The 25989-nt window shown below is 59.8% G+C and carries 25 protein-coding genes; 19 read left to right on the forward strand and 6 right to left on the reverse strand.

What is annotated here, in order from left to right; all coding sequences use genetic code 11:
• Positions 1–45: 45 nt before the first annotated feature.
• Positions 46–2997, reverse strand: a complete 2952-nt coding sequence (locus tag JNM85_01830) for a hypothetical protein (protein MBL8086794.1) — start codon at positions 2995–2997, stop codon at positions 46–48.
• A 206-nt stretch (positions 2998–3203) separates the two neighbouring features.
• On the opposite strand from JNM85_01830, the gene rpsU reads away from it, so the two are divergent.
• The 5 genes from rpsU to JNM85_01855 all read left to right on the forward strand — a co-directional run bounded on the left by rpsU (position 3204) and on the right by JNM85_01855 (position 7641).
• Positions 3204–3374 (forward strand): 30S ribosomal protein S21, encoded by a 171-nt coding sequence (gene rpsU, locus JNM85_01835; GenBank protein ID MBL8086795.1) that lies wholly within the window; start codon positions 3204–3206, stop codon positions 3372–3374.
• A gap of 72 nt (positions 3375–3446) precedes the next feature.
• On the forward strand, positions 3447–5000 hold the full coding sequence (locus tag JNM85_01840; protein MBL8086796.1) for an HDIG domain-containing protein: 1554 nt from the start codon (positions 3447–3449) through the stop codon (positions 4998–5000).
• Positions 4987–5367, forward strand: a complete 381-nt coding sequence (gene ybeY / locus JNM85_01845) for an rRNA maturation RNase YbeY (protein ID MBL8086797.1) — start codon at positions 4987–4989, stop codon at positions 5365–5367. Before JNM85_01840 ends, ybeY begins: the two co-directional genes overlap by 14 nt.
• Complete coding sequence (locus tag JNM85_01850; protein ID MBL8086798.1) at positions 5360–6073, forward strand: diacylglycerol kinase; 714 nt, start codon at positions 5360–5362, stop codon at positions 6071–6073. Before ybeY ends, JNM85_01850 begins: the two co-directional genes overlap by 8 nt.
• A 173-nt stretch (positions 6074–6246) precedes the next feature.
• The gene (locus JNM85_01855) at positions 6247–7641 is read left to right on the forward strand and encodes an HlyC/CorC family transporter (protein ID MBL8086799.1); all 1395 of its coding nucleotides are present in this window, start codon (positions 6247–6249) and stop codon (positions 7639–7641) included.
• Here the strand turns inward: JNM85_01855 and JNM85_01860 are convergent.
• Positions 7638–8228 (reverse strand): hypothetical protein, encoded by a 591-nt coding sequence (locus JNM85_01860; protein MBL8086800.1) that lies wholly within the window; start codon positions 8226–8228, stop codon positions 7638–7640. The genes JNM85_01855 and JNM85_01860 overlap by 4 nt on opposite strands.
• An 8-nt stretch (positions 8229–8236) precedes the next feature.
• Positions 8237–10051, reverse strand: coding sequence for a M3 family oligoendopeptidase (locus JNM85_01865; protein MBL8086801.1), 1815 nt, complete (start codon positions 10049–10051; stop codon positions 8237–8239).
• A gap of 44 nt (positions 10052–10095) precedes the next feature.
• Between JNM85_01865 and JNM85_01870 the strand changes: the two genes are divergently transcribed.
• From JNM85_01870 to JNM85_01885, 4 genes are all read left to right on the forward strand, one after another.
• Positions 10096–10800: a hypothetical protein gene (locus JNM85_01870; protein ID MBL8086802.1), complete on the forward strand. Its 705-nt coding sequence runs from the start codon at positions 10096–10098 to the stop codon at positions 10798–10800.
• A 61-nt stretch (positions 10801–10861) separates the two neighbouring features.
• On the forward strand, positions 10862–11383 hold the full coding sequence (locus tag JNM85_01875) for a DUF4446 family protein (protein ID MBL8086803.1): 522 nt from the start codon (positions 10862–10864) through the stop codon (positions 11381–11383).
• Complete coding sequence (locus JNM85_01880) at positions 11380–11976, forward strand: sigma-70 family RNA polymerase sigma factor (GenBank protein ID MBL8086804.1); 597 nt, start codon at positions 11380–11382, stop codon at positions 11974–11976. Before JNM85_01875 ends, JNM85_01880 begins: the two co-directional genes overlap by 4 nt.
• A 24-nt stretch (positions 11977–12000) precedes the next feature.
• A complete protein-coding gene (locus tag JNM85_01885; protein MBL8086805.1) occupies positions 12001–12855 on the forward strand; it encodes a hypothetical protein in 855 nt (284 codons plus the stop codon).
• Here JNM85_01885 and JNM85_01890 read toward each other — a convergent pair.
• Positions 12852–13724, reverse strand: coding sequence for a hypothetical protein (locus JNM85_01890; protein MBL8086806.1), 873 nt, complete (start codon positions 13722–13724; stop codon positions 12852–12854). The two genes, JNM85_01885 and JNM85_01890, sit on opposite strands and share 4 nt — an antisense overlap.
• A 141-nt stretch (positions 13725–13865) precedes the next feature.
• Here JNM85_01890 and JNM85_01895 point away from each other — a divergent pair, with 141 nt between their 5' ends.
• The 6 genes from JNM85_01895 to JNM85_01920 are packed head-to-tail and all read left to right on the forward strand — an operon-like array spanning position 13866 to position 18525.
• Positions 13866–14435, forward strand: coding sequence for an RNA polymerase sigma factor (locus JNM85_01895; GenBank protein ID MBL8086807.1), 570 nt, complete (start codon positions 13866–13868; stop codon positions 14433–14435).
• Positions 14436–14461: 26 nt separating this feature from the next.
• Positions 14462–14794 carry a hypothetical protein gene (locus tag JNM85_01900; protein ID MBL8086808.1) on the forward strand — a complete coding sequence of 111 codons (333 nt, stop codon included), beginning with the start codon at positions 14462–14464 and terminating at the stop codon, positions 14792–14794.
• 9 nt (positions 14795–14803) lie between these two features.
• Positions 14804–15547 carry a YebC/PmpR family DNA-binding transcriptional regulator gene (locus JNM85_01905; protein ID MBL8086809.1) on the forward strand — a complete coding sequence of 248 codons (744 nt, stop codon included), beginning with the start codon at positions 14804–14806 and terminating at the stop codon, positions 15545–15547.
• Complete coding sequence (locus tag JNM85_01910) at positions 15544–16635, forward strand: rhomboid family intramembrane serine protease (GenBank protein MBL8086810.1); 1092 nt, start codon at positions 15544–15546, stop codon at positions 16633–16635. The genes JNM85_01905 and JNM85_01910 overlap by 4 nt, the downstream gene beginning before the upstream one ends.
• Positions 16632–17318, forward strand: coding sequence for a lysophospholipid acyltransferase family protein (locus JNM85_01915; GenBank protein MBL8086811.1), 687 nt, complete (start codon positions 16632–16634; stop codon positions 17316–17318). Before JNM85_01910 ends, JNM85_01915 begins: the two co-directional genes overlap by 4 nt.
• 7 nt (positions 17319–17325) lie before the next feature.
• Positions 17326–18525 (forward strand): glycine C-acetyltransferase, encoded by a 1200-nt coding sequence (locus JNM85_01920; protein ID MBL8086812.1) that lies wholly within the window; start codon positions 17326–17328, stop codon positions 18523–18525.
• Positions 18526–18587: 62 nt separating this feature from the next.
• Here JNM85_01920 and JNM85_01925 read toward each other — a convergent pair whose 3' ends face one another.
• On the reverse strand, positions 18588–19112 hold the full coding sequence (locus JNM85_01925) for a hypothetical protein (protein MBL8086813.1): 525 nt from the start codon (positions 19110–19112) through the stop codon (positions 18588–18590).
• A 138-nt stretch (positions 19113–19250) separates the two neighbouring features.
• Between JNM85_01925 and JNM85_01930 the strand changes: the two genes are divergently transcribed.
• The 4 genes from JNM85_01930 to JNM85_01945 all read left to right on the forward strand — a co-directional run bounded on the left by JNM85_01930 (position 19251) and on the right by JNM85_01945 (position 22571).
• Positions 19251–20006: a hypothetical protein gene (locus tag JNM85_01930; GenBank protein MBL8086814.1), complete on the forward strand. Its 756-nt coding sequence runs from the start codon at positions 19251–19253 to the stop codon at positions 20004–20006.
• Positions 20003–20170: a hypothetical protein gene (locus JNM85_01935; protein ID MBL8086815.1), complete on the forward strand. Its 168-nt coding sequence runs from the start codon at positions 20003–20005 to the stop codon at positions 20168–20170. The genes JNM85_01930 and JNM85_01935 overlap by 4 nt, the downstream gene beginning before the upstream one ends.
• A gap of 19 nt (positions 20171–20189) precedes the next feature.
• A complete protein-coding gene (locus JNM85_01940; protein MBL8086816.1) occupies positions 20190–20846 on the forward strand; it encodes a sigma-70 family RNA polymerase sigma factor in 657 nt (218 codons plus the stop codon).
• A 78-nt stretch (positions 20847–20924) separates the two neighbouring features.
• Positions 20925–22571: a ribonuclease J gene (locus tag JNM85_01945; GenBank protein MBL8086817.1), complete on the forward strand. Its 1647-nt coding sequence runs from the start codon at positions 20925–20927 to the stop codon at positions 22569–22571.
• Positions 22572–22648: 77 nt separating this feature from the next.
• Here the strand turns inward: JNM85_01945 and JNM85_01950 are convergent, their stop codons facing one another.
• Positions 22649–25837 (reverse strand): hypothetical protein, encoded by a 3189-nt coding sequence (locus tag JNM85_01950; protein MBL8086818.1) that lies wholly within the window; start codon positions 25835–25837, stop codon positions 22649–22651.
• Positions 25838–25989 lie beyond the last annotated feature (152 nt).

Raw genomic sequence — 25989 nt, forward strand, 5'->3', positions numbered from 1 at the left:
GCGGGCAGAGGCCTGCGAGGGGTGCCGTGCTCGAGACCAGCGAGATTAGTCGCCGACGACCTCGAAGTACTGGGACAGCAGCAGATAGTCGAAGAAATCGACCGATCCGTCGCCGTTCAGGTCCGTCTCCATGGGCGAGATGCCCGACGGGCCAGGCGTTGTCCAACCGGGGTCGGAGCTGTTTCGATCGAAGTTCTCGCTCAGCAAGAGGTAATCGAACAGATCAACCACGTTATCGTTGTTGATATCGCCCGGCAAGAGCACGAACGAGAGTTCGCCCGCATTCCCCGCCGTCACGTTGAGCCGAGCTCGGCGCAGGAAGCAGTTCGACTTCGCTGTTACCTTGTACTCGCCTGCACCCACCGTGAGGTTGGACGCGAATCGACCCGAAGCGTCCATCAGTACCGATTCCTCACCGACGACCGTACCCGCCGCATCCGTCAAAGTCAGGTGCGCATAGCGATCGTGCGGGGAACCGACCAGCCCGACAAGAGTCATCGTTCCACCGATGACGCCTGCTGGCGGACACGGAATCTCGACGTCACCGAGTGCCGTCTTCGCTGTCGTGTTCAGGTCGCCATCGGCATCATTGAGGATGCTGTTGGCCATGTTGCCACCCGTAGTGGGGTGCAGACCCTGAATACCGTACACGAACGGGGGTGATCCGATGGTCCCGGTCGAGTAGCCATTGATGGTGAACCAGATGCGGCGACCGGAGGTCGGCAGCGACGACACCGAGGCCGTGCTGTAGTCATAGTCCACGCCACCACATGCAGACTCGCACGAACTCTGACCGTACAAGATTTGCGGGCCGATATAGCCGAGGTGTACGGGTAGATTCGTGGCGATCCAGTCCGTCCCTTCGCACCGATATTCGATGCCTCGGGCCGAGTGTGCCGTCCAAGGATAGGTCCACTCGGGGACGCCGACGTTGACCTGTCCATAGGGCGCTGGGTAGCTGAGTTCACCCAGACCGCGCTCCGCGACCATCATCTTGCCGTCCGGGCCAAACGAAATGTCCGACACCGGCATGGACCAGTTGAAAGTCTGGAAGTGCGGAACGGCGAACTCCATCTGAAGCGTGGCGTCGAAATCGCCAGCATTCGAACCACTGGGCTGAATGCCGATGCTCCAGATCTCGTTGAACTGCGATGGATTCGGGTTACCCCGGTCCACTCGCCAGCGAGCGAAGTACAACCGCCCACCGTGGTACTGAACACCCCAGACGCGGTCGCCCAGGCGAACCATGCCGGCGGGGGATCCCGCTGCCACGTCGCTTTGCCAGCCAGCGGTTGTGTCAGCCGGATCGTATCGGCTGAGCCAGGTGCCCTGGCTCGTTGCCGAACCTCCGGTACCCTTGATCCGATAGATCATGCCGTCTTCGAGGTTGGTCACGAACAATTGGTCGTGATCGCCATCGTAGGAGATGTTCCCAAGCTCTGGGAAGCTGTCCGGATTGCTTGGCGTTGGCGAAGTATTCGGCAACGCGATGTAACGGAAGATCTGACCCGTGCCGTTTTGGATCATGTAGACCTGACCGTGCACCGGGTTGACCTGCGGCAAGTAGTCGTTGCCAAACGCGCTCGTCTGGGTCACGAAGATGTTGCCGTACTTGTCGAGCGTGACTCCGAACACCGTACCGAGGTTGCGGACATTCCACAGCCCCATCGGATTCACCGTGGAGATCGGCCCATGGTAGCCGCGCGGGAGCGCGGTCGGGACCCAATCTGCGCCGAGCGGCACCGCGGTCGTTTGGTAGCTGTTCAGATTCTGGATCGCCACAACCGGCATATCCAGGTAGTTTGCGCCTGCGGGCTGCTGACGCGATGCCCAGCACGTGATGACAGCGACGGTTCCAGGGAACGCCGCGCCATAGGTCGTGCCGTTGATCGAGTCTTGATAGATCGGCTTGCGATCCATACACTTCCCTTCAAGCGGACAGAAGCATGGAGGAATCTCGATCGGAACGTCCTTTCGACAACACTCCTTGGCCTTGTCGCGCAGGACGAGCGGCAAGACAAGCGTCGTACCCGGAGTCGCACCGGTAATGGTGATACACACCGTGAAGGTGCCACCGTACTGCACGCCATTGAGTTGCGTGACCGCAGGGTTGATCGTGATGCCGGGAGGCGGCGCGATCAGCAAGAAGAAGAGAGCGTTTGGATCGAGGCTCTGAATGGTCGCGCACCAGGTCACGCTGCCGTCCGCATTGCAGACCGACGACTGCTCCAGGATCTGGAAGCAATCGCATTTCGGCACATCGATTGTTTTGAATGCTCCGCAGCACTTCGTGAGCTCGCGGTCGTGCATTTGAATCTGCCAAGTCCATGGTTGACCTTGCGGCACCCCGCAGACGGTGAGCGTCAACGTGATGCTTTGGCCGGGTGCCAGAGGCGTACTCAGCGGAATGTAGTTGGCAGTCGAGCTCAGGCTGGAAGTCACGATGACCGGCGGCGCGTTGACCGTGAAGATGTGGGCAATCGGATACGGTGCCAGGTTGGTGATGGTGACGTCCATCGTAAAGCAACCGGTTCCGTCCGTTTTCCACAGAATCCGCTTGACGTCGATCTTGGCGCAATTCTCAATGTAGCCAAAATCTGGGCCGTCCTTGATGCCGGGACCTACATCGACGACTGCCGAGTTGTTCCCGGGGCGGGTCGGATACAGCCCGTCCGGATTTGGTCCTTCCACAAAGTAAGCGCCCGTGGGAATGTCGGTCGCCATGTAGCGACCGTTTGCGTCGCTAATGGGGCTGTAGACACCGCCAGGACCGCTGATGATAACGGGCAGGCCGGGAATGCCGGGTTCACCGGGATTGTAAACCCCGTTCTCGTTTGAGTCGAAGAACACGCGCCCCTGCAGCGTGCCGTGACCCGTCTGAGCCCATGCTCCCAGCGGGAGTAAACAGAAAATAGCGAGTAGCAGCAGCAATCGAAGCCGTTCGCCGAGCTGGGGCGCTCGTGCGACTCTTGGATCGCCTCGTCTTTGATAAGCCATCAAGAACCTCCCGTCAGCCCCAGTGGGCCGACGCAACAACCGTAAATGTGCAAGACGGTACGCCTTACATTTGGTTACTATAAGCCAGATTGCGGGAAAGATGCTAGATTTTTACGCGGTGGCAACTATTATCCGAAGGGGCGCGAACTCAGACGCGACCACACCGCGGCGGGTTTGGGTATAATCTGCCGTTCAGGAGTGAGACTTTGATTTACGTTGTTGTACAACCCAACGAATCGATTGACAGTGCGTTAAAGCGCTTTAACATGAAGATGCAGCAGAGTGGCGTCTTGCGCGAGCTCAAGGAGCACGCCCACTACGAGAAGCCCAGCGCCAAGCGACGCCGAGCGCGCATGCGCTCTTCGCGACGATCGTAATCGATCAACCAAACTCAGGGCCCAATGCCATGACCGAGAAATTCTGTCGGCATTGGGTCCGTCTCTTATCACATGGGCCCGTTCCAAAAGCTCGCTGAGCTGTTCGCGAAGCTTCGAAGAAATCCGGTCGCACGCCGAACTCTCCACTCGGTGACGCTCATCGTCTGGAGCGCATCGGTGGCGGGTCTGATGATCGCCCACCGATCGCCCGGTTTCCTTGGACACGCCTTTCTCGCCAACTTCGGCATGGCGCTCGCCGCCGCGATCCTCACTGTTTTCCACATCCGGCACACACCTAGCCGTACCGTGAGTTGGGATCAGAGCCAGGGCATCATATTCCTGGCGAGCCTGCTCACCATGCTCGGCGTTCACGTACTGCTGCTCACCGTGGGCAATCGCGAGATCGTGGGGGCCGGATTCCTGCTGACCACCCCGCTCGTCGCGCAAGCGATGCTCACGAGCGCCGTCATCGGCCCTGCTGTCGCCCTATATGCGCTCACTGTCACGGGCTTCCTCCTCGGCTTCAGCGGCGCACTCAGCATCGAGATGCTCGCTACCGGCTGGATCGCGGGTGCGGTCGGGGTTCACGCGGTGAACCCGCTCAAACAGCGCAGCGATCTTCTCCGGGCGGCGTCCATCATGGTCGTTTCCATGGCGCTGACCGCAGCCATCACTTCGGCCGGGATGGTTGCAACCATCGCCCCAGTGTTGGAGAGCATGGGTTGGGCCGCGATCGCGGCGGTTGCTGCCACCAGCATCTTTTGGCTCATGGTCGCCGTTTTCGAACGGCTGTTCGGACTTGTAAGTGACTGGAGCTTGTTGGAACTTTGCAGTCCAGATCATCCGCTGCTGCGTGACTTGTGTCTGCGAGCACCCGGCACCTATGCCCACTCCGTCATGGTCGGCAACCTCGCCGAAACCGCCGCCAGAGAGATCGGCGCAAACGCCGTTCTCGCCCGCGCGATGGCGTACTTCCACGACGTCGGCAAGTCCCGCGCTCCCAGCTTCTTCATCGAAAACCAAATCGGCGAGAACCTGCACGACTCGATGCCCGCCGCGCTCAGCGCGCAAGTCATTGCATCTCACGTCCGAGACGGCGTGGAGATGGCGCGCGCGGTCAGGCTTCCCCGTTCCATCATCGACGGGATCAGTCAGCATCACGGAACCTCTCTCATCAGCTACTTCTTCAATCGCGCGGTGCAAGGGATGGGCCGCGAGGCGATGGACCCCGAGTTTGAGAAGCTGTTTCGCTACCCCGGCCCCAAGCCACAAAGTCGTGAAGCCGCGATCCTTCACCTGGCCGATCAGGTGGAAGCCGCAAGCAGATCGATCCCCAGCCGCAACCCGGAAGAGATGGAGATCGCCATTGCACGGATCGTCGAGAACAGCCGCGCTGAGGGTCAGCTCGACGAGTGCGACCTCACCTTTGCCGACTTGCAGACGGTCCAACGCAGCTTTGCCCGTTCACTGGGGGCGATCCGCCACGAGCGGGTTCACTATCCCGAAATCGACCGAAATGAAGAGTTCAAAGAGCCGATATCGCGTCACCATCGTGAACGAAACCGACCGGAGAGCGCCGGTCACGCCGATACGCACCGCGCTGATTCGCCTGATGGAGGCATATGAGGCCCCGCACGCAGAGGTTACGGTTTTGATCACGGACGACCGCCAGATGGCTCAGCTGAACGAACAGTTTCGCGACGTCGCATCGACCACCGATGTCCTCAGCTTCCCTGCTCCGGCCCACGTGGCCGGACATCTGGGGGACATCGCGATTTCGTACGACGTCGCCGCTCTGCAAGCACGCATGCGCGGGGTCAGCACCCGCGACGAGATTGCCATGCTTGCCATCCACGGCGGACTGCACTTGCTAGGCTACGACGATGAGCAAGAGGCGGACCGAGAGGATATGATCCAACGGATGAACGCAATCGCGAGCCAAGTGGGACTACCCACGGATTCGGACTGGAGGTCTGGCCACTACGATGCCTAGTCCTGGTGAGCTCGTCCATCCCTTCCGCGTTGCCATCAGCGGTCTCGTGCATACCTTCCGCACCCAGCGGCACATGCGCGTGCACCTGTACATCACGATGGTCACGGTGTTGCTCGCCATGGCGATGAACCTGCGCGTGCGCGAAGTTCTGATCCTGCTGTTCATGATCAACTTCGTCCTCGTCGCGGAGATGTTCAACTCCGCCATCGAGGCGACCGTCGACCTCGCCTCGCCGAACTACCACCCGCTTGCGAAGTTTGCCAAAGACATCGCTGCAGGGGCCGTCCTGGTCACGACGATCATGGCGATCGTCGTCGGCGCGCTGATTGCGCTGGGAAGCGAATCGTGGGAGCGGATCCGATTGAGCTTGAGCGCAGACACGGTCGGTTTGCCCTTCGCCGCGAAGTTCATCGTCGGTCTGTTCGCACTGTTCATCCTCATCGTAGTCGGCAAGGGTTTGGGCAAGCGCGGCCAAGTGCTGCACGGCGGACTGGTGAGCGGACACGCAGCCTACGGCTTCTACCTGGCGGGCGCGGTCGTCTTCATCAGCGATCGACCGCTTGTTTCGGGCATCGCCATCCTCCTTGCCATCATCCTCGCCCAAAGCCGATGGGAAGCGAAGATTCACAGCGTTTTTGAACTCACATTGGGCGCGACCGTTGGGCTCGTTGTCGCGCTTTTGCTTTTCGGATTCTTGCCGAAATAGGACCAGTTTTTCGAGAAACTCTTGAAGATGACAAACTTTCGCCACAATAAAGAAGAGTCGTACCGACTTCGATGAAGACAAAACCGAAAGAACGTGTGCGACACGGGGAGGATTCAACGTCCTTGCCGGGTCGCTTAACCAAAACCCTCGCATCCTTGGGGATGATGGCTGCCATGGTAGCCGCACCGATGCTCGCAGTCGCTGAGGATGCTCGCAACGCCGCATCTGTCAGCGATGCTGCGCGCTCGGCGCTCATTCCCACTTGCCTATTCCTTCTGGTCCTGGTCTTTGCGAACGGGCTCTTTGTCGCCGCTGAAATCGCCGTCGGCCTCCTCCGCAACGGCCACGTGCGGGCTCTGGAGAAAGAGGACGCGCGCCATAAGCGGCTCCTCGCCGTGCTGGCCATTCGCACCCAAGCGGTCGCAGGCCTTACCCTTTGTCGCCAGACCGTCCAGTGGTGGCTCGTCATCTTCAGTTTTGTCCCGGCGCTCAGCATCGCTAGCGCCACCCTTCGGAGACTTGACGGTTCGCTTGAGTTCTGGCCCGTGGTTGGGGCATGGCTTGCGGTCGGTATCCCCATTGCCGCGCTCAACATCGTCATGGGCGAGCTGGTCCCGCGCACCTATGCCGCGCGCAACCCGGCTTCTGTAGCCCTCCGGTTGAGCGGTCTCATCACGGTTTGCTCGCGTCTGTTCTACGGCCCGAGCCAACTCATGATGGCCCTTGCAAGCCTAGTCACCGCACGGTTCGGCGCGACCGCCAGCTTCAGCGTCGTCAACCAAGCGGAGGAGGAGATCAAGAGCCTTGCCGAATCGGCCAGCGAATCGGGCGAGTTGGAACAGGAGGAGAAAGAGCTCCTGCATTCGGTTTTCGAGTTCACGGACACCGTGGCGCGCGAGATCATGACCCCACGAGTCGATATGGACACCGCTCCGGTCACGGCGCAACCGTCCGATCTCATCCGGCTCATTCAGGAGTCCGGCCGGTCCCGCATCCCAGTTTATGAGGAGACCGATGACCAGATCATCGGCATCATCCACGCCAAAGACCTGCTTGCAGCCCGACTGGACGACTCGCGGCCAGTGAACCTGCGAACGCTCCTTCGCTCTGTCGTCTTCGTCCCAGAGAACAAGAACATCAACGACTTGCTCCGCGAATTACGCACCAATCGCACCCAGATCGCGATCGTGCAGGACGAGTTCGGCGGCACCGCTGGCCTGGTGACCATCGAGGACATCGTGGAAGAACTTGTCGGCGAGATCGTCGATGAGTACGATAACGAGGCCCCGGAGATCATGCCCCACGGCGCCGGGTGGATCGTCAGCGGCAAGGTCAACCTTTACGACCTGAACGAGCAGATCGGATCGTCATTCGAATCGGACGAGTTCGACACGATCGGCGGCTACGTTTTCGGCCTCTTTGGCCGGCAGCCCAGGCAAGGCGACGAGGTCATCGAGGAAGGGTATGCCTTCCGAGTCTCCGAGACGGACGGGCGGCGCATCAGCAGCCTGCTCATCGAGAAGGCCAAGGTGGACAACCTCGAGACTGGCTCTCTAGAAGTCATTTAGGCCGTACGCAAGCTTTTCCACAAGCGCGACGCAATCTCTTTGGGCGACACCTCGTCACCCCGGAATGCGTGATGCATTTCGCTGAAGACATGCAACCGGCGGTCCGGCGGAGCAAATAGCCGTCGCGCATCGAAGTCGGCATTGAACAGGCACAGGTCGCGAGCGAACGCATCGACCGTCTCCGGTTCGAGTTGGGTCGATTCCAAGTACTGGATTCGCAGAAAGCGAGCTTCGAGACGGCCGTACTCCGCGCCGCCAAAAAAGTACCGGCTGAGGATCCGCTCCTGTGATTCGCTGAGAACTTCGTCCGCCCCGAGTGGATCGTTCGAGACCTCCAGTACCCATCGGACTTCCGTCGGGTTCTGCAGGTACGCCATGGCAGGGTTCAGTGCGCGCGCAGTACGGTACTCGATCATGCGATTGATCTCGGCCATGAGCAAGTCCAACCGGTGGAGTTCCCGCGACTTGTGAGTCTCGTTCATCCCGCGGCGGTATGTCAAGTACGCAAGCGTAGCCACCACCATCGTGCCGGTTGAGCCGATGATGGTGACGACTGATTTGATATCTTCGAGGAGATTCGCGGCCATGCGCCGGGTTATTTCACCTTGGACCAGGTCGATTCGAACTGCGTGATAAGGCTCTCGATGGCGTCGATGCCCCCCTGCCAGAATTCGCGCGACTGGAGATCGACCCCGATCGTCGCCATGAGCTCTCGGGGCGACAGCGATCCGCCTCGCTTCAGCAGCGTGACGTACTTGTCCGCAAAGGCCGGTCCCTCGCGCTTGGCCATCTGATAGATCGACATCGTCAGCAACTCGCCAAACGCATAGGCATAGACGTAGAACGGCGCGAAGAAGAAGTGCCCCACGTAGCTCCACCATCGGCGATGCTCCTCGCCCATGGTCACACTATCGCCAAACATCGCTTGCAGCTCTTCCTGCCAGATCGCGCCGAATTCGTCCGGACTGAGTTCGCCTTGTTCGCGACGCGCTTGGTGGGCGCGCTGTTCGAATGTGTACATCGCAACCTGTCGGAACACGCTCGCGAAGGTGCCCTCAATCTTCTCGGCCAGCAGCGCAAGCCGATCTTGCTCGGTAGCCTGCTCCATCAGTCGCTCGAAGACGAGCATCTCACCAAAGATGCTCGCGAGTTCGGCCAGCGGCAGCGTCCCGTGGAAGTTCACGTAGGTCTGCTGGCGGCTGAACGACGCGTGGACCCCGTGCCCCAACTCGTGGGCCAAGGTTCCCACTTGGTCCATCTTATTCAAATAGCTGAGCATGATGACCGGGTGAAGGTCGGGAGTAATGTAGCTGCAGAATGCCCCGCCGCCCTTGCCGGGTCGTGCCTCCGCGTCAATCCAATCTTTGTCGAAGAACTCCTCCGCGCGGTCGGCCATCTCCCCGCTGAACGCTCGAAACGAGCTGAGGACAATCTCCTTGGCTTCTTCCCATGAGACTTCCGCTTCCGCCTCGTTCAGCGGAGCATATCGGTCGATGTGCGTGAGTTCGGGCAGTCCAAGAATCTCGCGCTTCACCCGGTAGTAGCGGGCGACCAGGTCGTAGTTTGCACGGCACAGGCCGGTTACGAGGTCCACCGTCTCCTTGTCGAGTTCGTTGGCCAGGTGGCGCGACGATTCCGCGTGCGGGAAACTGCGGAGTCGATCCTCAATCTTCTTCTCCGTGAGGATTGTGTTGTAGGAGAAGGCGATGACCCGCTCTAGCTTTTCCAGCCCCTCGGAGAATGCATGCCCGGCGTTCTGGCGCACGTCGCGATTTGCATCGCGCAGCAGGTTCAAGACCTCGGGCTCGGTTAGCTCTTCAGTTTCGCCCGTCACGGGATTCTTGTATTCGTAGCTGTGGTTGGCAGTCACCTCTTCGAACAGGCGTACCCAAGCGCGCCCGCTCACATTCGCCACTTCCTCAAGCAGGATCTCTTCCTTCTCGGTGAGCTTGTGGTCGCGCATGGATCGGACCACGCTCACGTAGTGTCGGTAGTTCGTTAGCCGCTCGTCGGCCATCACCGGCGAAAGCACCGCCTCGTCCAAGTCTTGCAACTCAAGCTCGAAGAACATGAGCTTCACGCGCAAGGCCGAGTACTGCTCCATCTGCGCGCCCATGAAGGCCGCCAACTTCTGGTCATCCGACTGCACGGCGAAAAGTAGGTTCGCGAAGGTCGGCGGCTTGCTTGACTCCACCGAGATCTGCTCGATGTCCTGGATCGCTTCGAGGAGGAGTTCGGCCGTCAACGAAGGAGAGTTGATCTTGCCTCGGAACCGTGCGGCCAGGTTGTCGGCGAGCATGTTCGCGCGTTTCCAAGTCGCTTCGATCTGCGGATCGTCAACGCCCGAGTAGAGCGAGGTCAGGTCCCAGCGAACTTTCGGTGATCCCAAGGCGGATGTGGGTGCGGCCATGCCCTCATTATGACGCCGGGTTCTCCCGATCATTGAATAGTCCTATGCTCGTCTCAACCCTCGTCGCTCTCGTAGCCCAGCTCCCCTTGCGGCCCGATCTGCCGCTCTTCCGCGAAGGCGAGGCAGTCGCGCTAAGGAACAACAGCGCGGCAATCTTGGAGCAACGGGACCGCGTGACCATCGGAAAATGGTTCGATGGATTCAAGAAGCGCGATGTCGAGTACGTCCTGTGGCTCAATGACGAAGTTCTGTCGCGCATCACCGGCTACTGGGCCACTCGTGAAGGGTGGACCGATGAGGAAGTTCAGAGCCGCTGGACTCAGCTCCACCGCCAGTTCATGGGCAAGCAGCTCCTCTTCGTCCAGCTGACGGCTTACCCGAAGTTTTCGACTCTGGACCTCGTTCCCACCGCTCCTGCCGGAGCTTCCGACACGCGAGATCCCAGGGTTACCCTCGTCCGAGATGGCCGCAAGGAGTTTCCCGTTGCTCGCTTGATCTCGGCGTGGCAGACCCGCGAGCGAGCACAGATCGAAGCCTTCTCGTGGATACACGTGATCCCTGAGCTCGCGGCGATCAAGCCGCAAAGAGCTCTCCCTCCACGCCCGCCACTCTACAATCTGGGTGACTACTTCGGGGCCTGGTACTTAATCGAGCTTCCCGAGGACCTGGCGCGGCCATTCGAAGTTCGCATCTCGACCGCGCAGAAACTGCGCATCGCCAAGTTCGATCGCTTGAAGCCGAAGGGCTGATCGATTTCGGCTTTTGGGGTAAACCTCTTAGGCTGCCTGAGTGTGGCCTTGTTGACACCCTATGACCGAAATCCTGAAGCTACTCTCACAGAACAGCGCCCTCGTCATCCTCTTCCTACTGGTTGCGGTGATCGGCCTCGGCATCACAAGCGTGAGGAACGCAATCCGGCTGCGGACGATGCAGGCGAAGTGGGAGTCCCTACTCAGCGACGCGAGTGGCGAGAACTTGGAACGTCTGCTCTACGAGCACCTTCGCGGACGCATTCAGGTGGATCACGACCTAGAGCAGCTTCGCGACCGAGCTTCGCAGTTGGAAATGAAGATGCAGTCCGCCAAACGGTATACGGGCATCGTCCACTACGATGCATTCCCCGATGTCGGTGGTCAGCAGAGCTTCGCTTTTGCACTCTACGACGAACTGGGGCATGGCATCGTGCTGAGCAGCATCGTTGGCCGATCGAACTGCCGCGTGTTCTGCAAGGACATCGTGGGTGGGAAGGCGCAACGAGAGTTGACCGACGAAGAGCGACGAGCACTTGAAATGGCCGCCAAGCGGCGCGCGGAGGCTCTGAGCAGCGCATGAGCGACAGCACAGTTGAAGATGGCCTCCTCATCGAGCGCAGCCAAGCGGGGCAGCGGGACGCTTTTGACCAACTGATCCGCAAACACGAGCGCCGTGCGTACCAATACGCCTTTCGCCTGACTTCGAACCAAGACGAGGCCATGGACATTGTCGCCGAAGCGTTCGTTCGGGTTTACAACGCGCTCCCAAATTTCCGCGGCCAGAGCGCATTCACGACTTGGCTCTACCGGATCATCACGAACTGCTATCTCGACTTTCGGAAGAAGGACAAGAGTCGGACACAGACGAGCCTGGATATGGTGATCGACAACGAAGGCTCCGAGTTTGAGCGTCAAATCGAAGATCCGGATGCCGCCCCCGACATCGAAGTCGAGCGGAACGAGCGGGAGAGACTCGTACAGCGTGCGATCATGAAACTCCCTGAGTATCAGCGCGCGATGCTGATCATGTATCACGTGGAGATGCTCTCATACGAGCAGATTGCGGAGTCTTTAGACCTGCCCATCGGGACCGTCAAGAGCCGACTCAACCGCGCCCGATTGGGTCTTCGAGAACTTTTGATTTCAAATCAGGAACTTTTCCAGATCGACTAAAGTCGAACAGCCCAGAGGCATGCTATGAACCTGAACAAGGCACGAGATTATTTCAGCGGGTACTACGAGCAGACGCTCGAGCCCGGGCTGCGCCAAGCATTTGAGCGCGGCCTCCAAGAGGATGCCCAAATTCAAGCGGAGTACGCCGCATTCGTCAAGACGGTCGAATCGATCCAAACCCTGAGTCATCAAGAGATCGAAATTCCGTTTGACTTGCACGATCGCATTAGCGCAAGGCTGGACCGACATGTTTGGGAAACAGAGCAAAACCGAAAACCGAACTGGTTTAGCCAGTGGTGGAGATCGATAGCCCTCGGCGGAGTGGCGGTCGCAGCGATCGGTGGAGTTCTTTTCAGCATCGCAAACCCCTCCAAGGGCGGCAGCACGTCGCAAGCCGGTGCGTTTCCGAGCGTCGAGAACAAGAAGCCACTCCTAACGTTTGAAAGTGGGCAACTTTACGTGAACGCCCCCGCCCAACCCGGCGCGACCCTGAAGGTCCTGCGCGGGACGGCAGGCGAACCCGTCGTTTCAATAGACCTGAGCAAGAATCGAGTCCGCAGTCCGCTGCGGAACGAGCAGAACGAACCGACTCTCCTTTCAGTTTTGGTCGGTGACGAGGCTCCCATTCTTGTCATCGTCCCCGGCCAGACTCCCTCCACGAAGAAGGCCGGGAGTGGCACCCTGCTGGAAATGGCAAAGGCACTGTCCGACGCGTACCGCGTCCCGGTTCAACTGACAGCGAAGAACCTGGAATCGACCGTGACTTGGGAGTTCCGAGGCGAGACCCTGAGCGATGCGATCATGTCCGATCTCACGCCAAAGTCGTTGAGCATCACCAAGCAGAACAACATGCTCGGTGTGATCGCTTCCGCGCCTTAATTCCTTGCAAGATCCAGTGAGCGCGGGGCCCTGGCAGCCGGAGTAATTCCCAGCTTCGCCAGGGCTTCCGATTGTATGACCTGTCGCATCAGACACACACGCGTGCCGAAGGCAACACGGGCGTTCACTGCGCCACTGTGGACGAGCGACTGGACGGTCAACTTCGCTTGCGACATGTGCGCAGGAGTCTGACGGACCAGGCGCATGGCGGACTGCACGCTCGTGCTCGTGTGCGCCTTTCGAACCTGATCATCAAACAGGATCGCCTCGCGCAGCGTCATCTGCGCCAAGCGGTCGGCGGCGCTGTGCCAGTCGGGCAGCGTGCTCAACCGCTCACGGTGGGTCGAGCCCAGCGGGACTCCGTCCAGCTTTTGGATGGCGCTGTTCTGGTACGCGATGGCGCTCGAATACGAGGCGAGGTCCGAGTACTTCATCACTTCGGCAACCTGAACGGCGAGCGTGTAGCAGTCTGCCTTGACCGTCGGATCGGCCGATCGCTCGGCCTTGCGGAATAGCAGTAGCACGACCGCGTTGCGACCCATGACGATCTGGCGCTTGACCCCGTCGGTTGAGGACTCCTCGGCCGTGTTGATCTCTAGTTCTCCGAGCACGCCGTTCGCTCGGCCGCGAATCCACATCTGAGCGACCGATTCGACCTCGTCTAGGCGCTGGGTCTGGTCGAAGTTGTACGCGATCCGAGACGATTGGCGCACGTACGGGATGTAACGATCCACTTGTCGCGAAGCCTCGCGACCCATTTCCTGGACTCGGAATCCATCGTGTCCCGTTGCCGAAGCGAATTTGAGAGTGGTCCCCACCAAACCCATCGCTCCGAGCAGTCCCCATGCTCCAACCCGCCAAACGCTCATTGTATTCCTTGATGTCGGCGGAACCGAGCTGGACCGTTACCGCGTTCTTGCGGGATTCCAAACATGGTCCTTTGGTCCCATAACGCTGGCCTTCAAAGGGCATGCAGCTATAATGAAAGTGTCTCCGTTTCGGAGAAAAACATGAAACAAAATACTTGTGCGACCGAAGGGGAAATCACCCTTATCCTTCGTGCTAAAGCCGGCAACCGAGCCGCGTTCGATACCCTTATCGAGCTTCACCGAACCCGCCTGTATCGCGCGGCGTTTCGCAAGCTACGAAACACCGAAGACTCCCAAGACATGGTTCAGGAGACTACGATGCGTGCCTACCGCGCCATCCAGACTTACGACGCCGCACGCCCCATTGGGCCGTGGCTTCAGCGGATTTGTATGAACTGCTGCATCGACCTGATTCGTGATCGCAAGCTTCGTGTCGAGCAATTAGATGCTCATGAGTACAACTTGCGCGACGAATCGCAGGACCCGGAACAGCAGACGGCTCTGCTGGACTTGTGTGCAACGGTGGATGGAGCTTTGGATCGTATCCCGCATCGGTATGCCGAGATCCTCCGCCTGCGCCACTTCGACGATCTCGACGTCCTTGAGATCGCCGCACGGATGGGCAAGCCTGAGGGAACCATAAAGAGCTGGCTGTTCCGAGCTCGGGCACTCCTTCGCAAGGAGCTTCCGACCGCCATCGTTAGAGCCTAGAATCCCCCCGCTGGTAAACTCCAGCAATGGCTAACTTTGTTGAGGGCGACCGAGTGCGTGTCGTGACCCGTCCGGTATTGCCGGAGGATCGCCGGACTTACCGCTATTTCGAGCACATGGCCGGGCTGACGGGCGTCGTTGCCAACGTCTATGGTCCCGAAGAGGTCACCGTCCGTGTGGACAAGGAGTCCGCCAAACCGGTCGGATTGACGGTGCACAAAGAAGCCGTTCTGCGACTGCGCGCCAAGGTCGTGAAGGAACTCAGCGAAGACGCCAAGTCCCGATTCAACAATGGCGAGCTCGACTTCGATGCGAATTACGTCTTGCTCGTGCGAGGCGAGGACCTCGAAAAGCTCTGAGGCACAAGCATGGCAGGGCATAGCAAATGGAAAAACATCCAGCATCGCAAGGGCAAGCAAGACGCCCTGCGAGGCAAGTTGTTCACCAAGCTCAGCCGTGAGATCATCATGGCTGCCAAGGCAGGTGGTGGCGACCCTGAAAAGAACGCCCGCCTGCGCGTCGCTATCGAGAAGGCCAAAGCGAGCTCCATGCCGCAAGAGAACATCAGCCGGGCCATCCAGCGCGGCACCGGCCAGATCGAGGGCGCGGACTACGAAGAGATCTTGTACGAGGGGTACGGCCCCGGCGGATCGGCGGTCATGGTCGAATGCTACAGCGAAAACCGGAACCGGACGGTCGCCGACCTGCGACACGCATTCAGCAAGAACGGCGGTAGCCTGGGCGAGAACGGCTCGGTGGGTTGGCAGTTCAAGCATGTCGGGCAGATCATCGTCCCGCGCGGGACGCTCGATGAGGACACTGTCACCTTGGAAGCGCTTGACGGCGGGGCAACCGACGTCAGCGCAGACGAGGAGTACTTCACCATCGAAACCGCGATCGAAGACCTGCACCGCTGCAATGACCACCTCGCAAAGTCTGGGATTCAGGCGGAAGAAGTCAGCTTGGCCCGACTCGCCACGAACTGGGCAACGCCGTCGGACGACGATACGCGAAAGCTGATCCGGCTGCTGGACATCCTCGAAGAACTCGATGACGTGAAGGAAACGTACGTCAACGTGGACATCCCCGAGGAGATGTACGACGAGGCGTGACCGCCCAGCGCACGCCTTGGATCACCCTCTTTCTCGTCGCGGCTAACATCCTGGCCGCGTTTTTCCTTTTCTTCAGCTACCCGAATTGGGTGCAACAGTTTGGATTCCGTAGCGATGAACCTTCCCTCCGGAACGCAATTGTCTGCCTTTTCCTCCACGAAAATACGATGCACCTGCTGGGCAACATGCTCGCGCTCGTGGCCATCGGCTCGTGGGTCGAAGACGCCCTACACGGGTTCAAATACGTGCTCGTTTACTTCCTCGGTGGCCTCGCCGGAGTCGCGATGCATTGGGCAGTCACGCACAACGCAGGGACGATCGACCCGCTGATCGGGGCAAGCGGTGCCGTGGCCTGCTGCACTGCGTATGCGAGCGTCCGATACATGTGGAGCCGCGTGCCGTTTGGTCCCAAGCTCAAGCTACCAGTTGTTGGAGTCGCTGGCGTATGGGCCGCGCTCCAATTGCTCGGTGCGTTTTTCCGAATCGGCGAGCAACTCAGCGTCTCGTACTGGGCGCACCTCGGCGGGATCCTCGCTGGGCTGGGCCTGGCAGCAATCCTCGGGGCGCCCAAACAAGCGAGCCTGCAGCGCGGGCGCAAGGCGATCATGGAAATGGAAGATCGCTCTCCCGATGCGCTTGTCGCCGCAGCCCAGGCACAAATCGCGAGTCACCCTAACGACGTTCACGCATGGGAGTCGCTCGTGGATGCCTACCACCGCTTGGGAGACGACGCCGAAGAGCGCAGGGCGATCCTCGCACTCTTCGATCTAAGCCCCGCCGCCGCCCAGGCCGGGCTCATCCCGCGATTGGCCGAGTTGGGCGCGCTCTCGACCTTCCCAAGCATTCGCCGCTGTAAGATGGCCGACGAACTCGGGAAGTTCGAAGAGCAGGCGGCGAGCGTTCTCCTCCAATCCGTCATCGATGGACCGCCATCGGATGTTCAACGTCCGGAAGCGATGCTTGCCCTTGCAACCCGGCTACGCAGCTTGGATGCCGACCGAATGGCCTCCCTGGTGGCCACACTGCAACGGGAATATCCGCTTCATCCCGTGCTCGACGTCGCGCGACAAAGGGGCATGGTCCCGTGAAGAAGTGGTGGCGCCGCGTCCGCCCGTATGTGCTCAGTGGCCCCGTGTACATGGTCGCGAGCCTGATCGGGCGCAGTCTCAAGATCGAAATCGAGGGGCTGGAAGAGACGCAGAGGCTGCCGGGTTCGAAGATCTACGCGGGGTGGCACGGTCGGACGTTCGTCGCGGCAACCGTCTTCCGGGGGAAGGGCGTTTGGACCATCATCAGCATGTCACGCGATGGCGAAATGCAGAACCGAATCTTCACTCGATTTGGGTTCAACACCGTTCGCGGCAGCACCGGCCGCGGCGGAATCAAAGCGCTCATCGAGTGCATCCGAATTCTTAAGAAGGGGGCGGAAATGGCTTTCACCCCGGATGGCCCGCGCGGGCCGAGCGGAGTAGTCCAAGACGGCCTCTTGATGATGGCGCAGAAGTCGGGAGCGCTCATCGTCCCCGTCGGAGTGTCTTCGGATCGGCGTTGGTTGGTCCGCACTTGGGATCGGTTCATGGTCCCCAAGCCGTTCGCGCGCGCGATCATGCTCTTTGGGGATCCAGTCACCCTCAAACCCGATGCAACGAACGAAGAGTTCGAGCAAGTCCGTGCGCACGTCCAAGCCGAAATGCACCGGCTCGAAGCAGAGGCGGAGCGGCGCATGGGGCACACGCCGATCCTGCCGGAGAGCGCAGAAAACCCCGCATAATGGGAACATGAACGCGAGCCTTGAACAGTGGCTGGGGCAACAGCTGCAGAACCTGAAAGACGACCATCTGTACAAGGTTCCAAAGATCTTAGAGACGCCCGCAGGCGGGCGTGTGCGCATGAACGGTCGCGAGGTGATCAACCTCAGCAGCAACAACTACCTCGGCCTGGCGAACCACCCAAAGGTGCGCGCTGCCGCGCTCGAAGCCATTGAGCAATGGGGTGTTGGGGCCGGAGCGGTCCGCTGGATTGGTGGGACCATGCAGGTTCATGATGAGCTCGAACAGCGGCTCGCCAAGTTCAAAAAGGTCGAAGCGGTTCTCGTCTTTACGGGCGGTTTCACCGCCAATAGTGGGTGCATCCCTGCGGTGCTCACCGATGCCGATGTCGTCATCAGCGACGAGCTCAACCACGCAAGCATCATCGACGGAGTTCGCCTCTCAACCGCCAGCTACAAGAAGAGCGAAGGGTGGGTCTACAGGCACAAGGACATGGAGGACTTGGAGCGAATCCTCCGCAATGCACAGAATTTCACGCGACGGATGATCATCACCGACGGCGTCTTCAGCATGGACGGCGACATTGCGCCGCTCCCTGAGATCGTGCGATTGGCTGAGCAGTACGACGCGTTTGTGATGGTGGACGACGCCCACGCGAGCGGTGTCCTCGGCAAGAACGGCGCAGGCAGTGCTTCGCACTTCGACTTGTACGGTCGGGTCGATATCCAGCTGGGCACGCTCAGCAAGGCGCTCGGAGTCGTGGGTGGCTACATCGCGGGCTCGCATCAGCTCAAGGACTGGCTCATCAACCGAGGCCGCCCGTACCTTTTCAGCACCGCCCATCCGCCGAGTGTCGCGGCCGCATTGATCGCCGCGTTGGACGTCATGGAGAACGATCCAGAGCCGATGCGTAGGCTTTGGTCGAATACGCGCTGGTGGAAAGAGCACCTGGCCGAGGCTGGTTTCGATACGATGGGCAGCGAGACGCCGATCACGCCGGTACTTGTGGGCGATGAGTCCCGTGCCCAAGAAATGGAGCGAAGGTTGTGGGAGGCAGGGGTCTACGCGCTGGCCATCGTCTACCCGACCGTCGGGCGTGGAAAAGCGCGATTGCGCACCATGCCGAGTGCGGCCCATACGGAAGAAGATCTGGCCGAGGCCCTCGCGTCATTCATCAAGGTACGCGACGAACTCGCCATCGCCCATTAACAACGAAGTGGGTCTGACCGATTCGGCCAGACCCACTTGTGATCAGGTAGCTCCTGGAAGCCTTATGCGCCAGAGCCTTGCTTCTTGAAGACGACAAAATCGCCTTCGCGCAGTGCACCACCAAACTCAAACGTTCGATCCGAATCCTTGGCCTTGAAGCGGATTCGGAATCCGTCCTTCTTATCGCCATTGTTCTGGCCCGGTCGGGCTTGGTCGATGACCATGAGCACCGCGCGGCCCTCCAGTCGGACCGGTCCGTTCTCGCCCTTGGTCTCAAGGACAGCAGGACCCGCAAGTTCTGCCTTGTTGTCGGTGACCTTGAGTTCGCCGACCATACGGACGCCGATGAACACGGCTCGTCCCTTGTCGTTCGCGATCTGCTCAAATTTGATGCGACCTTTAACTTCGGACTTGTCGTCCTTCTTCACGCGGACGGCTTCAAAGTCGATGTGGCCTCGTCGTCCATCCTCCGAGAGCGCAGCGCCGCGACCGTGAGCGGCGGCAAGGACGTCCGGTCGATCGGCGGTCTGGGCGAAGCCGAGGGTGAACAGTGCGATGGTACTAAGCACGAGAGTCTGTTTCTTCATTGATGTCTCCGATTCCCCTGGGTGGCTTGGGGCCTTCAAAAGGGAGTGACGCAGGACGTATTCCACAGTTCAGTAAATCCTTGCGATGGGCGTCGCAACGTGACATTCTGTGGACGGCACTCCGTTCATCTAGCTAGAATGTTTGTAATGGTCGACTCGGATAAGAGTGATTTCCTAATCATCAAGACCCATAACGAGGGTGCCGAAGCGGAGCTGACGCGCGGCGACCAGCGGATGGTGGAGATCGATCCTGCTGGTGTCACGATCACCCGAGGCCTGAGAAACCAGATTCCCGATCCGGCCGATGCCGACGCACAAGCGCTGCTGGCAAAGATTTTCGCTGCCCACAAAGAGAGTGACGGCCTGACTCTCGTGAACCTAGCGACCGAGTTCCGCACGAAGTTCGGGTGGTCGCCCCGCGTCGAATGGCTCCGAGTCCTGGGCTTGGAGACCGTCCGTGCCGATTCGCTCATTGCCGAACAGCAGCGACTCATCCAGGAATTGGAGGCGGGCAAGGCTGGCACACCACCCGCCGATGCGGTCCCGCTGGTCGCGCCAATCGCCGCAGAGACCTGGGATTGGGCATTGGGCGCGAACTACCTCAACCTGATGGAGTGGTTGTGGAAAGAGGCCCGCTACGACGATGCCCATGCAATGTTTGAAAAAAGTCTGGTCGGACTATCGGAAAGCGATGATAATGGACGGCGGATCGAGCGTTCACTCTTCAAAGCCTCGTGCGAAGCGCACTTGAACCGCCCGACCGAGGCTCTGGGAACGATGGAACGCGCGTACGCGCTGGACGTCCAAGAGTTTGAAAGGCTGTGGCGACTATACGGACTGAGAATGCCGGAACTCGCACCGCTCGTCGAAAGAGTTAAAGAAGAGTCGAAATGAAATCGCAATTTGTGTGGCTCGGTTTGGTGGCGATAGCGATAGGGAGCGCAATCAGCGGCTTCACGGTCGCTTCCGATGCCGGCGTCAGGCATCTGGTCAAAGATGCGGTCGTCGCCGTTTGGATGCCACTGACCTCGGACGAAGAGGCCGAGTCGCCTGGCTAGTCGTTGAGAGAGCAAGACGATGACAGACAGTCAAACTCCTCTGAACGAAGATATCCTCATCGCGCGGCTCAAGCGCGGTGACGAATCGGCACTTGCACCCATCGAGAAGCACCTCTACCGACGCATGCTCCGGGCCGCCCTCCAGCACACCCCGTGCGAACAGGTCGCCGAAGATGCGGTCGCCATTACCCTCGCCAAGATCTGGTCGAAGCGTGATCTCCTTCCCGATAGCTGGGCCGACGCCTCTCGCTACATCCTCGCGATGGCGGGCATGGCGGCGATCGACCTCGGCCGCCGCAAGGAAGAGCGAGTGTCGAAGGTTGAGCTGGACGACGCACGCTACCTGGTGGCCGAAGAGATGACGGACGACTTGAGCGAAGACGTCGAAGTCGCGCTTGCCCGCATCGAATCGCTCTTGCTGCCCCAACTCAACCCCCGTCACACCCGAATCCTCGCTCCGGTGGCCAAACGGCTCGGCTCAGGCGAAGACTCGATGCAGAGCGCCTATGAAGGTGCAGCAGAGGAAGCGGGCATGTCTCGTGGGGCGGTCCGGAACTCATGGTCCGATGCTGGCCAAAAGCTACAGAGCGTCTTGCGGTCAATGGGCCGTGAAAACTACGCCGAGCAGGACGTTCGGCTGATTCTCAGCCAAATCGGCGTACGCCTCGGCGCGTAGCAGCGCAGTTGTCGATGGGTTCGCCTGAACCTACCGAAGCTCGGGACGCACGAGGTCCAACGGGTAACCTCTTCGTCTATGTCAACTGTGAAAATCGTCCCCATCGGTGGTGCTGGCGAAATCGGTAAGAACTGCACCCTCGTGATACAAGGCGACGACATGGTCATGGTGGACTGCGGACTGTCGTTTCCGAATGAGGAGCAGTACGGCGTCGATATCGTCATCCCCGATTTTTCGTACGTACTTGAGCACAAGGAAAAGCTGCGCGGGATATTCTTGACCCACGCGCACGAGGACCACGTCGGTGCTCTCCCCTACCTACTACCCCACGTGGACTGCCCCGTCTTCGCGACGGAGCTGACCCACGCGATGATCCGCAACAAGCTTGAAGAGAAGATCGATGTGAAGCGGCTGAAGCTTGTGCCGATGAAGCCTGGCGACAAGGTCGAGGTCGGTGCGTTCAAGGTCGAGTCCATTCGAATCACGCACTCCTATCCCGAGTCCACGAGCATCGCCGTGAACACCGTCCACGGGCACGTGCTCTTCACCGGTGACTTCAAGTTTGACTTCACCCCCGTCGACGGAAAGCTGAGCGACATCTCGCGCCTGACCAAGCTGGGCGACGAAGGGATCGTGTGTTTGGTCTCCGACTCGACGAACGTCGAGCGTCCGGGGTGGGGCCCGAGTGAGACCCTGGTCGCCGAGGGGCTCCGCGAGGTCTACCGCCGCGCGCAGGGTCGCGTGCTCATCACCACTTTCGCAAGCAACATCCACCGGATGCAGCAGGCGTTCGAGGTCGCGGCCGAAACTGGCCGTAAGGTGGCGATTGCCGGGCGGCGCATGGAGCAGACGGTCGATATCTGCTCGCGCATGGGCTACATGAAGATCCCGCGTAACACCTTCATCAAGCTCGATGAAGTAACACAGCACGACCCGAACAAGATCGTGATCTTGACCACCGGGAGCCAAGGCGAGCCGATGTCAGCGCTCGTCCAAATGAGCAAGGAGACTTACTCCAGGCTTCGGATCCGTGAGGGCGACACGCTCATCTACTCCGCCCGCCCCATCCCGGGCAACGAGAGCGCGATTTGGCGGACTGTGAACCGTCTCTTCCGCATGGGCGTCGAGGTCGTGTACGATTCGCCGCATCCCATCCACGTCAGCGGTCACGCCTACCAAGAGGAACTGAAGATGATGATCAACATCACGCGGCCGTACTATCTGTGCCCGGTGCACGGCGAACCGCGACACCAGTTCATCTATCGCAAGATGGCACTCGGGATGGGCTATCCCGACCATCGCGTTTTCACCCTTGAAGACGGCATTCCGCTGGACATTCAGGAGACTTCCGCAAACTTGGGCGAGCCCGTGCCGTGTGGACGAGTCCTTGTGGACAACGGCGGTAACCCAGGGGTGACCGACGAAGTACTGCGAGACCGGCAGAACCTGGCGAATGACGGCACCGTGGTCCTTACGATCGCGCTGGATATGGAGGCTGGCGAAATCGTCGGAGACCTGTCGGTCCAAGCCCGCGGCTTCAGCGGCCCCGAGTCGGCCATTCAGAAAGCGGGCGCAGCAGTCGTGGACACGCTCGACCAGCTGAGCACCAAGGACATCAAGGACCCGGACATCGTGCGGCACGCCATGGCCGATACCATGCGGCGTATCCTCCACCGGCAGAGCCAGATGCGGCCGCTGGTACTCCCCGTCATCGTGGAAATCTAGGCTCGAGAGACAAGAAAAAGCGGGGGTCCGGATCAAGCGATCCGGACCCCCGCTCCGTTGGGTTCAAGGTCTACGCCTTACCAATCACCCTCCGTGTCGTACTCATCGCTCAACAAGAGGTAGTCGAAGAAATCGACGCTACCATCTTCGTTGATGTCAGCGGTCGGATCCCATGCCGAATCGCTCGGCGTGGTCTCGTAGGCTGCCGACAGGATCAGATAGTCGAAGAAGTCCACAAAGTTGTCTGCATTACAATCACCGGGGAGGAGATTGATGGTGCCGACGTTCGTGGCGACCGACGAGCTGATCGACTTGATGACCGATCGTGTCTTGTAGTGGTACGGGTAGTCGAGGAACAGCACCACGCGCTTGGCTCCGAAGACAACGTTCGGGATCGAGAAGTTACCCGAAGCGTCCATCGGCACGTAGTTCCAGCTTTCTACCTGGTCCCACCGATAGGATGGTGCCGTGCTTCCGATGCCGACCCAAATGTACCGACCGGCGAGCGGAGGAGCATTGCCGCCCTTGCCCACGAGATTGGCCCTCCCCGTCAACGTGACCGGCAGTGCGTAGCGTATGCCGTCCGTCGTGGCGTAACCGTATTGCGGGGCCAGGTTCTCTGCGGACACGGTGATGTCGTAGATGTGGTTCTGCACCAGTGACAGACCCGTCACCGTGTAGTTCCAATCGCGGACATCGCCAGTGGCGACGCGCACCCAACTGGTGATGTACGTCGCAGCTGTTCGATCGTAGATCAAGTACCACCAGGCGGCGACGCACATGTCTTCATCGGCGTGTGCCGTGAAGTGCAACTGCGAACCATTGCCCGTTACGATGCCGTCGTCCGTCGCGGTCATGCCGTTCGGAGGTGTATTGTCCCACGACCAAATTCCGTCGGTATAGCCGAACGTGTCGTATCCTTCAACGTTACGAGCAACCACCGTCACGTACACCTTAGTGTTCGCGGGCAGCGAAAGACCCGTAATCGTCTTATCGAAGCTTGTGGCAGTTGACGCGTTAAACACCCAGTCTTGGTAGTTGCCGGCACCCGGCGTACTTCCCACGCGAGTCCAATAACCTAAGATTGAGCTCTGCGAATCGTAGGAGTACGCAGTGACGTGCACTGACGAGGAGCTTTGCTGACAAGCACCGTCATCGTATGCGTCGCAGTAGTCAGGTGGAGAAGTATCCCTCTGCACCGTGATGTTTCGATAGACGTTTGAGCTATCGCCGGCATCGAGCCAGACGCTGCCACTGTCACCCTGTCGCCACATACCCGCGCTGACATCGTACACGCCGTACAATGGTGAGCTTGGGCCAATGAAGCTGAGAGACAGCCAGACGTTCTTGGTGCTTCCAGGAGTGATCGCCGCGGTCGTCAACTCTTGACCCATCTGGGGCCAGAGCCAGTTATCCGATGGATCTCGCAGGAGTCCCCAGAAGCCGCTTCCCGGTACGTAGTTCTGGCTACCGTAGTTCTTCACGTCATAAGACATGCGCCCGTAGCCGCCCCACCACCAGACGCCGCCATTGTAGGCGTCTACGCCAGCGTACAGTCCCAGTGTCGGACGATCGTTGCCCTGGCGCATGCCATGGGCCATCATTTGACCATTGAGCTGAGGACGAGCACCCCAACCACGGCCGTACCAACCGTTGTACCAATCCACGATGTTGTAGCATCGGTGGCCGCCGGTTGAGTAGTTCGCCATGATGTCACCGATGACACCCTGGTTGCCGCTCATCCAGTCGTACGCGTCTTGGTTGCCGTCGCTAATGTCGACAAGCATCGCGCACACAGGAGCTTCCGAGTCGTACCCAGAACTGTTGGTTGCGCCATCGCTGTTGCCATTGGCAACGCCGTCGCCGTCCCAGTTATTCTCCAGGTTAAACGAGATGAAGTTGCCCGGATTGTTGTCGTTGTAGGTTGGCTCGTTCTGGGTCATGATCATGAAGTACGAGCCGTACCCTTCTGACCAGGCTAGTGCTTGGTTATAGTGACCCAAGAAAGAGTGCCCTCCACCGGATCCAGGCGGGTAGTCCTGGTTGAAGATTGAGTCCATGTGGTGATGGCCGTACTCGTGGAGCACGACGTCAGGTGAAGTCCACTCAACTTCCTTGAGGTGTATCTTGTTGTCTGTGAACGCCGTGTAGTACGCACCGTCCGTGCCGCCGTTCTGCCAGAGCGCCTGGACGAATGAGGGCGTATGCCCCATATACAGGACCGACTGGGCCCAGCCCCGCGTCATGGCTTGGAGCACCGAGAAAGCTCGGTTGGAGGATCCATCGTTGATCTGCCAGCCGCCGGTGGCAACCGTTCCACCGTTCGTTGTCCACGGATAGCCGCCGACTCCGGCAGCGAACTCGGTACCACCGTAGTTCGTGACTTGAGTCGCCCCGTTGGTGGTGGTCCATTTAAGCGTGAAGTTTGTGTTCCCTGTTGTCGTTACAGTGATCGTATAGTTCCCCGCCGCGTCAACGATCGCGTTGCCGATCGAGGCGTTATCGCCCTGTCGGATGGCGAAGACCTGGGCACCGTAGGCGTTCTCCAATGAAGCTGTCGGCCCCATGGTTTTGAAGTTTCCAGTGACCGTCGTCGTCTGGGTGAACACCTGGCCGAAGTCGGGCGGTTGAATTTCATCGGCTTCCGGCAACGGATACAGGCGCGCATCCACCGGATCCGGTAGCTTGACGAAAGCTGGCACCGCCTGAACTTGCGCCTCAGTGGCCGCATTCAGGGGTGCGGGATTCGTTCGGCTTACGCGAACGCCATTTGCATCGGCTACGAAGTACAGGTCTTGATCTTGACCGTACGTGTAGCCTTCCATCTGGTAGCGAACCCGGGCGGTCACCTTGAAAGTGCCGTATCCCGGTAGAGTCACCGCTTGCTTGAACGAGCGCGCTTGCTCGGCAGCCTGCTTATCATCAAGCGTGGTGGCCGACCGCGGATTAAGCGCCGCTCCGCCTTCGGTGAACCACTCGATCGTGGCGTTGGATGCTTCACCGACGTTGAGCGCGTCGAACTGGAGCCGCATGGGCACCCCGATCGCGGCGTCATCGAGAAGCACGAGTTGAGTCTGAACAGGCGCAGTCGCTGCGCATGACTCGCCGATCCGAGCGTTGAGCTTACGAACCAGCGATTGAGCTAAAGGCGAGGCTTTTGCGGAGAGGTGGAAGTGACCACCTTCTTCCTTGCCCCAAGAACCCAAGGGTGCAGCGACGGCAAGCATCGTAGCAACCCAAAGGCCGGCGAACCTTCGACAAACCATAATTGACCTCCAAAGAAACGGGGACCCGACAAAGCATTTTTCCCGGGCGTCCCTTAGAATTCTAGGTTACAGCAGATTCGAGCGATTGCAAGCACTATTTACACCTTAATGTGAAAAAGCCCCCGTTGCCAGCAGGCAACGGGGGCAGTTTT

The organism is Chthonomonas sp., from assembly GCA_016788115.1.
GTDB lineage: Bacteria > Armatimonadota > Fimbriimonadia > Fimbriimonadales > Fimbriimonadaceae > UBA2391.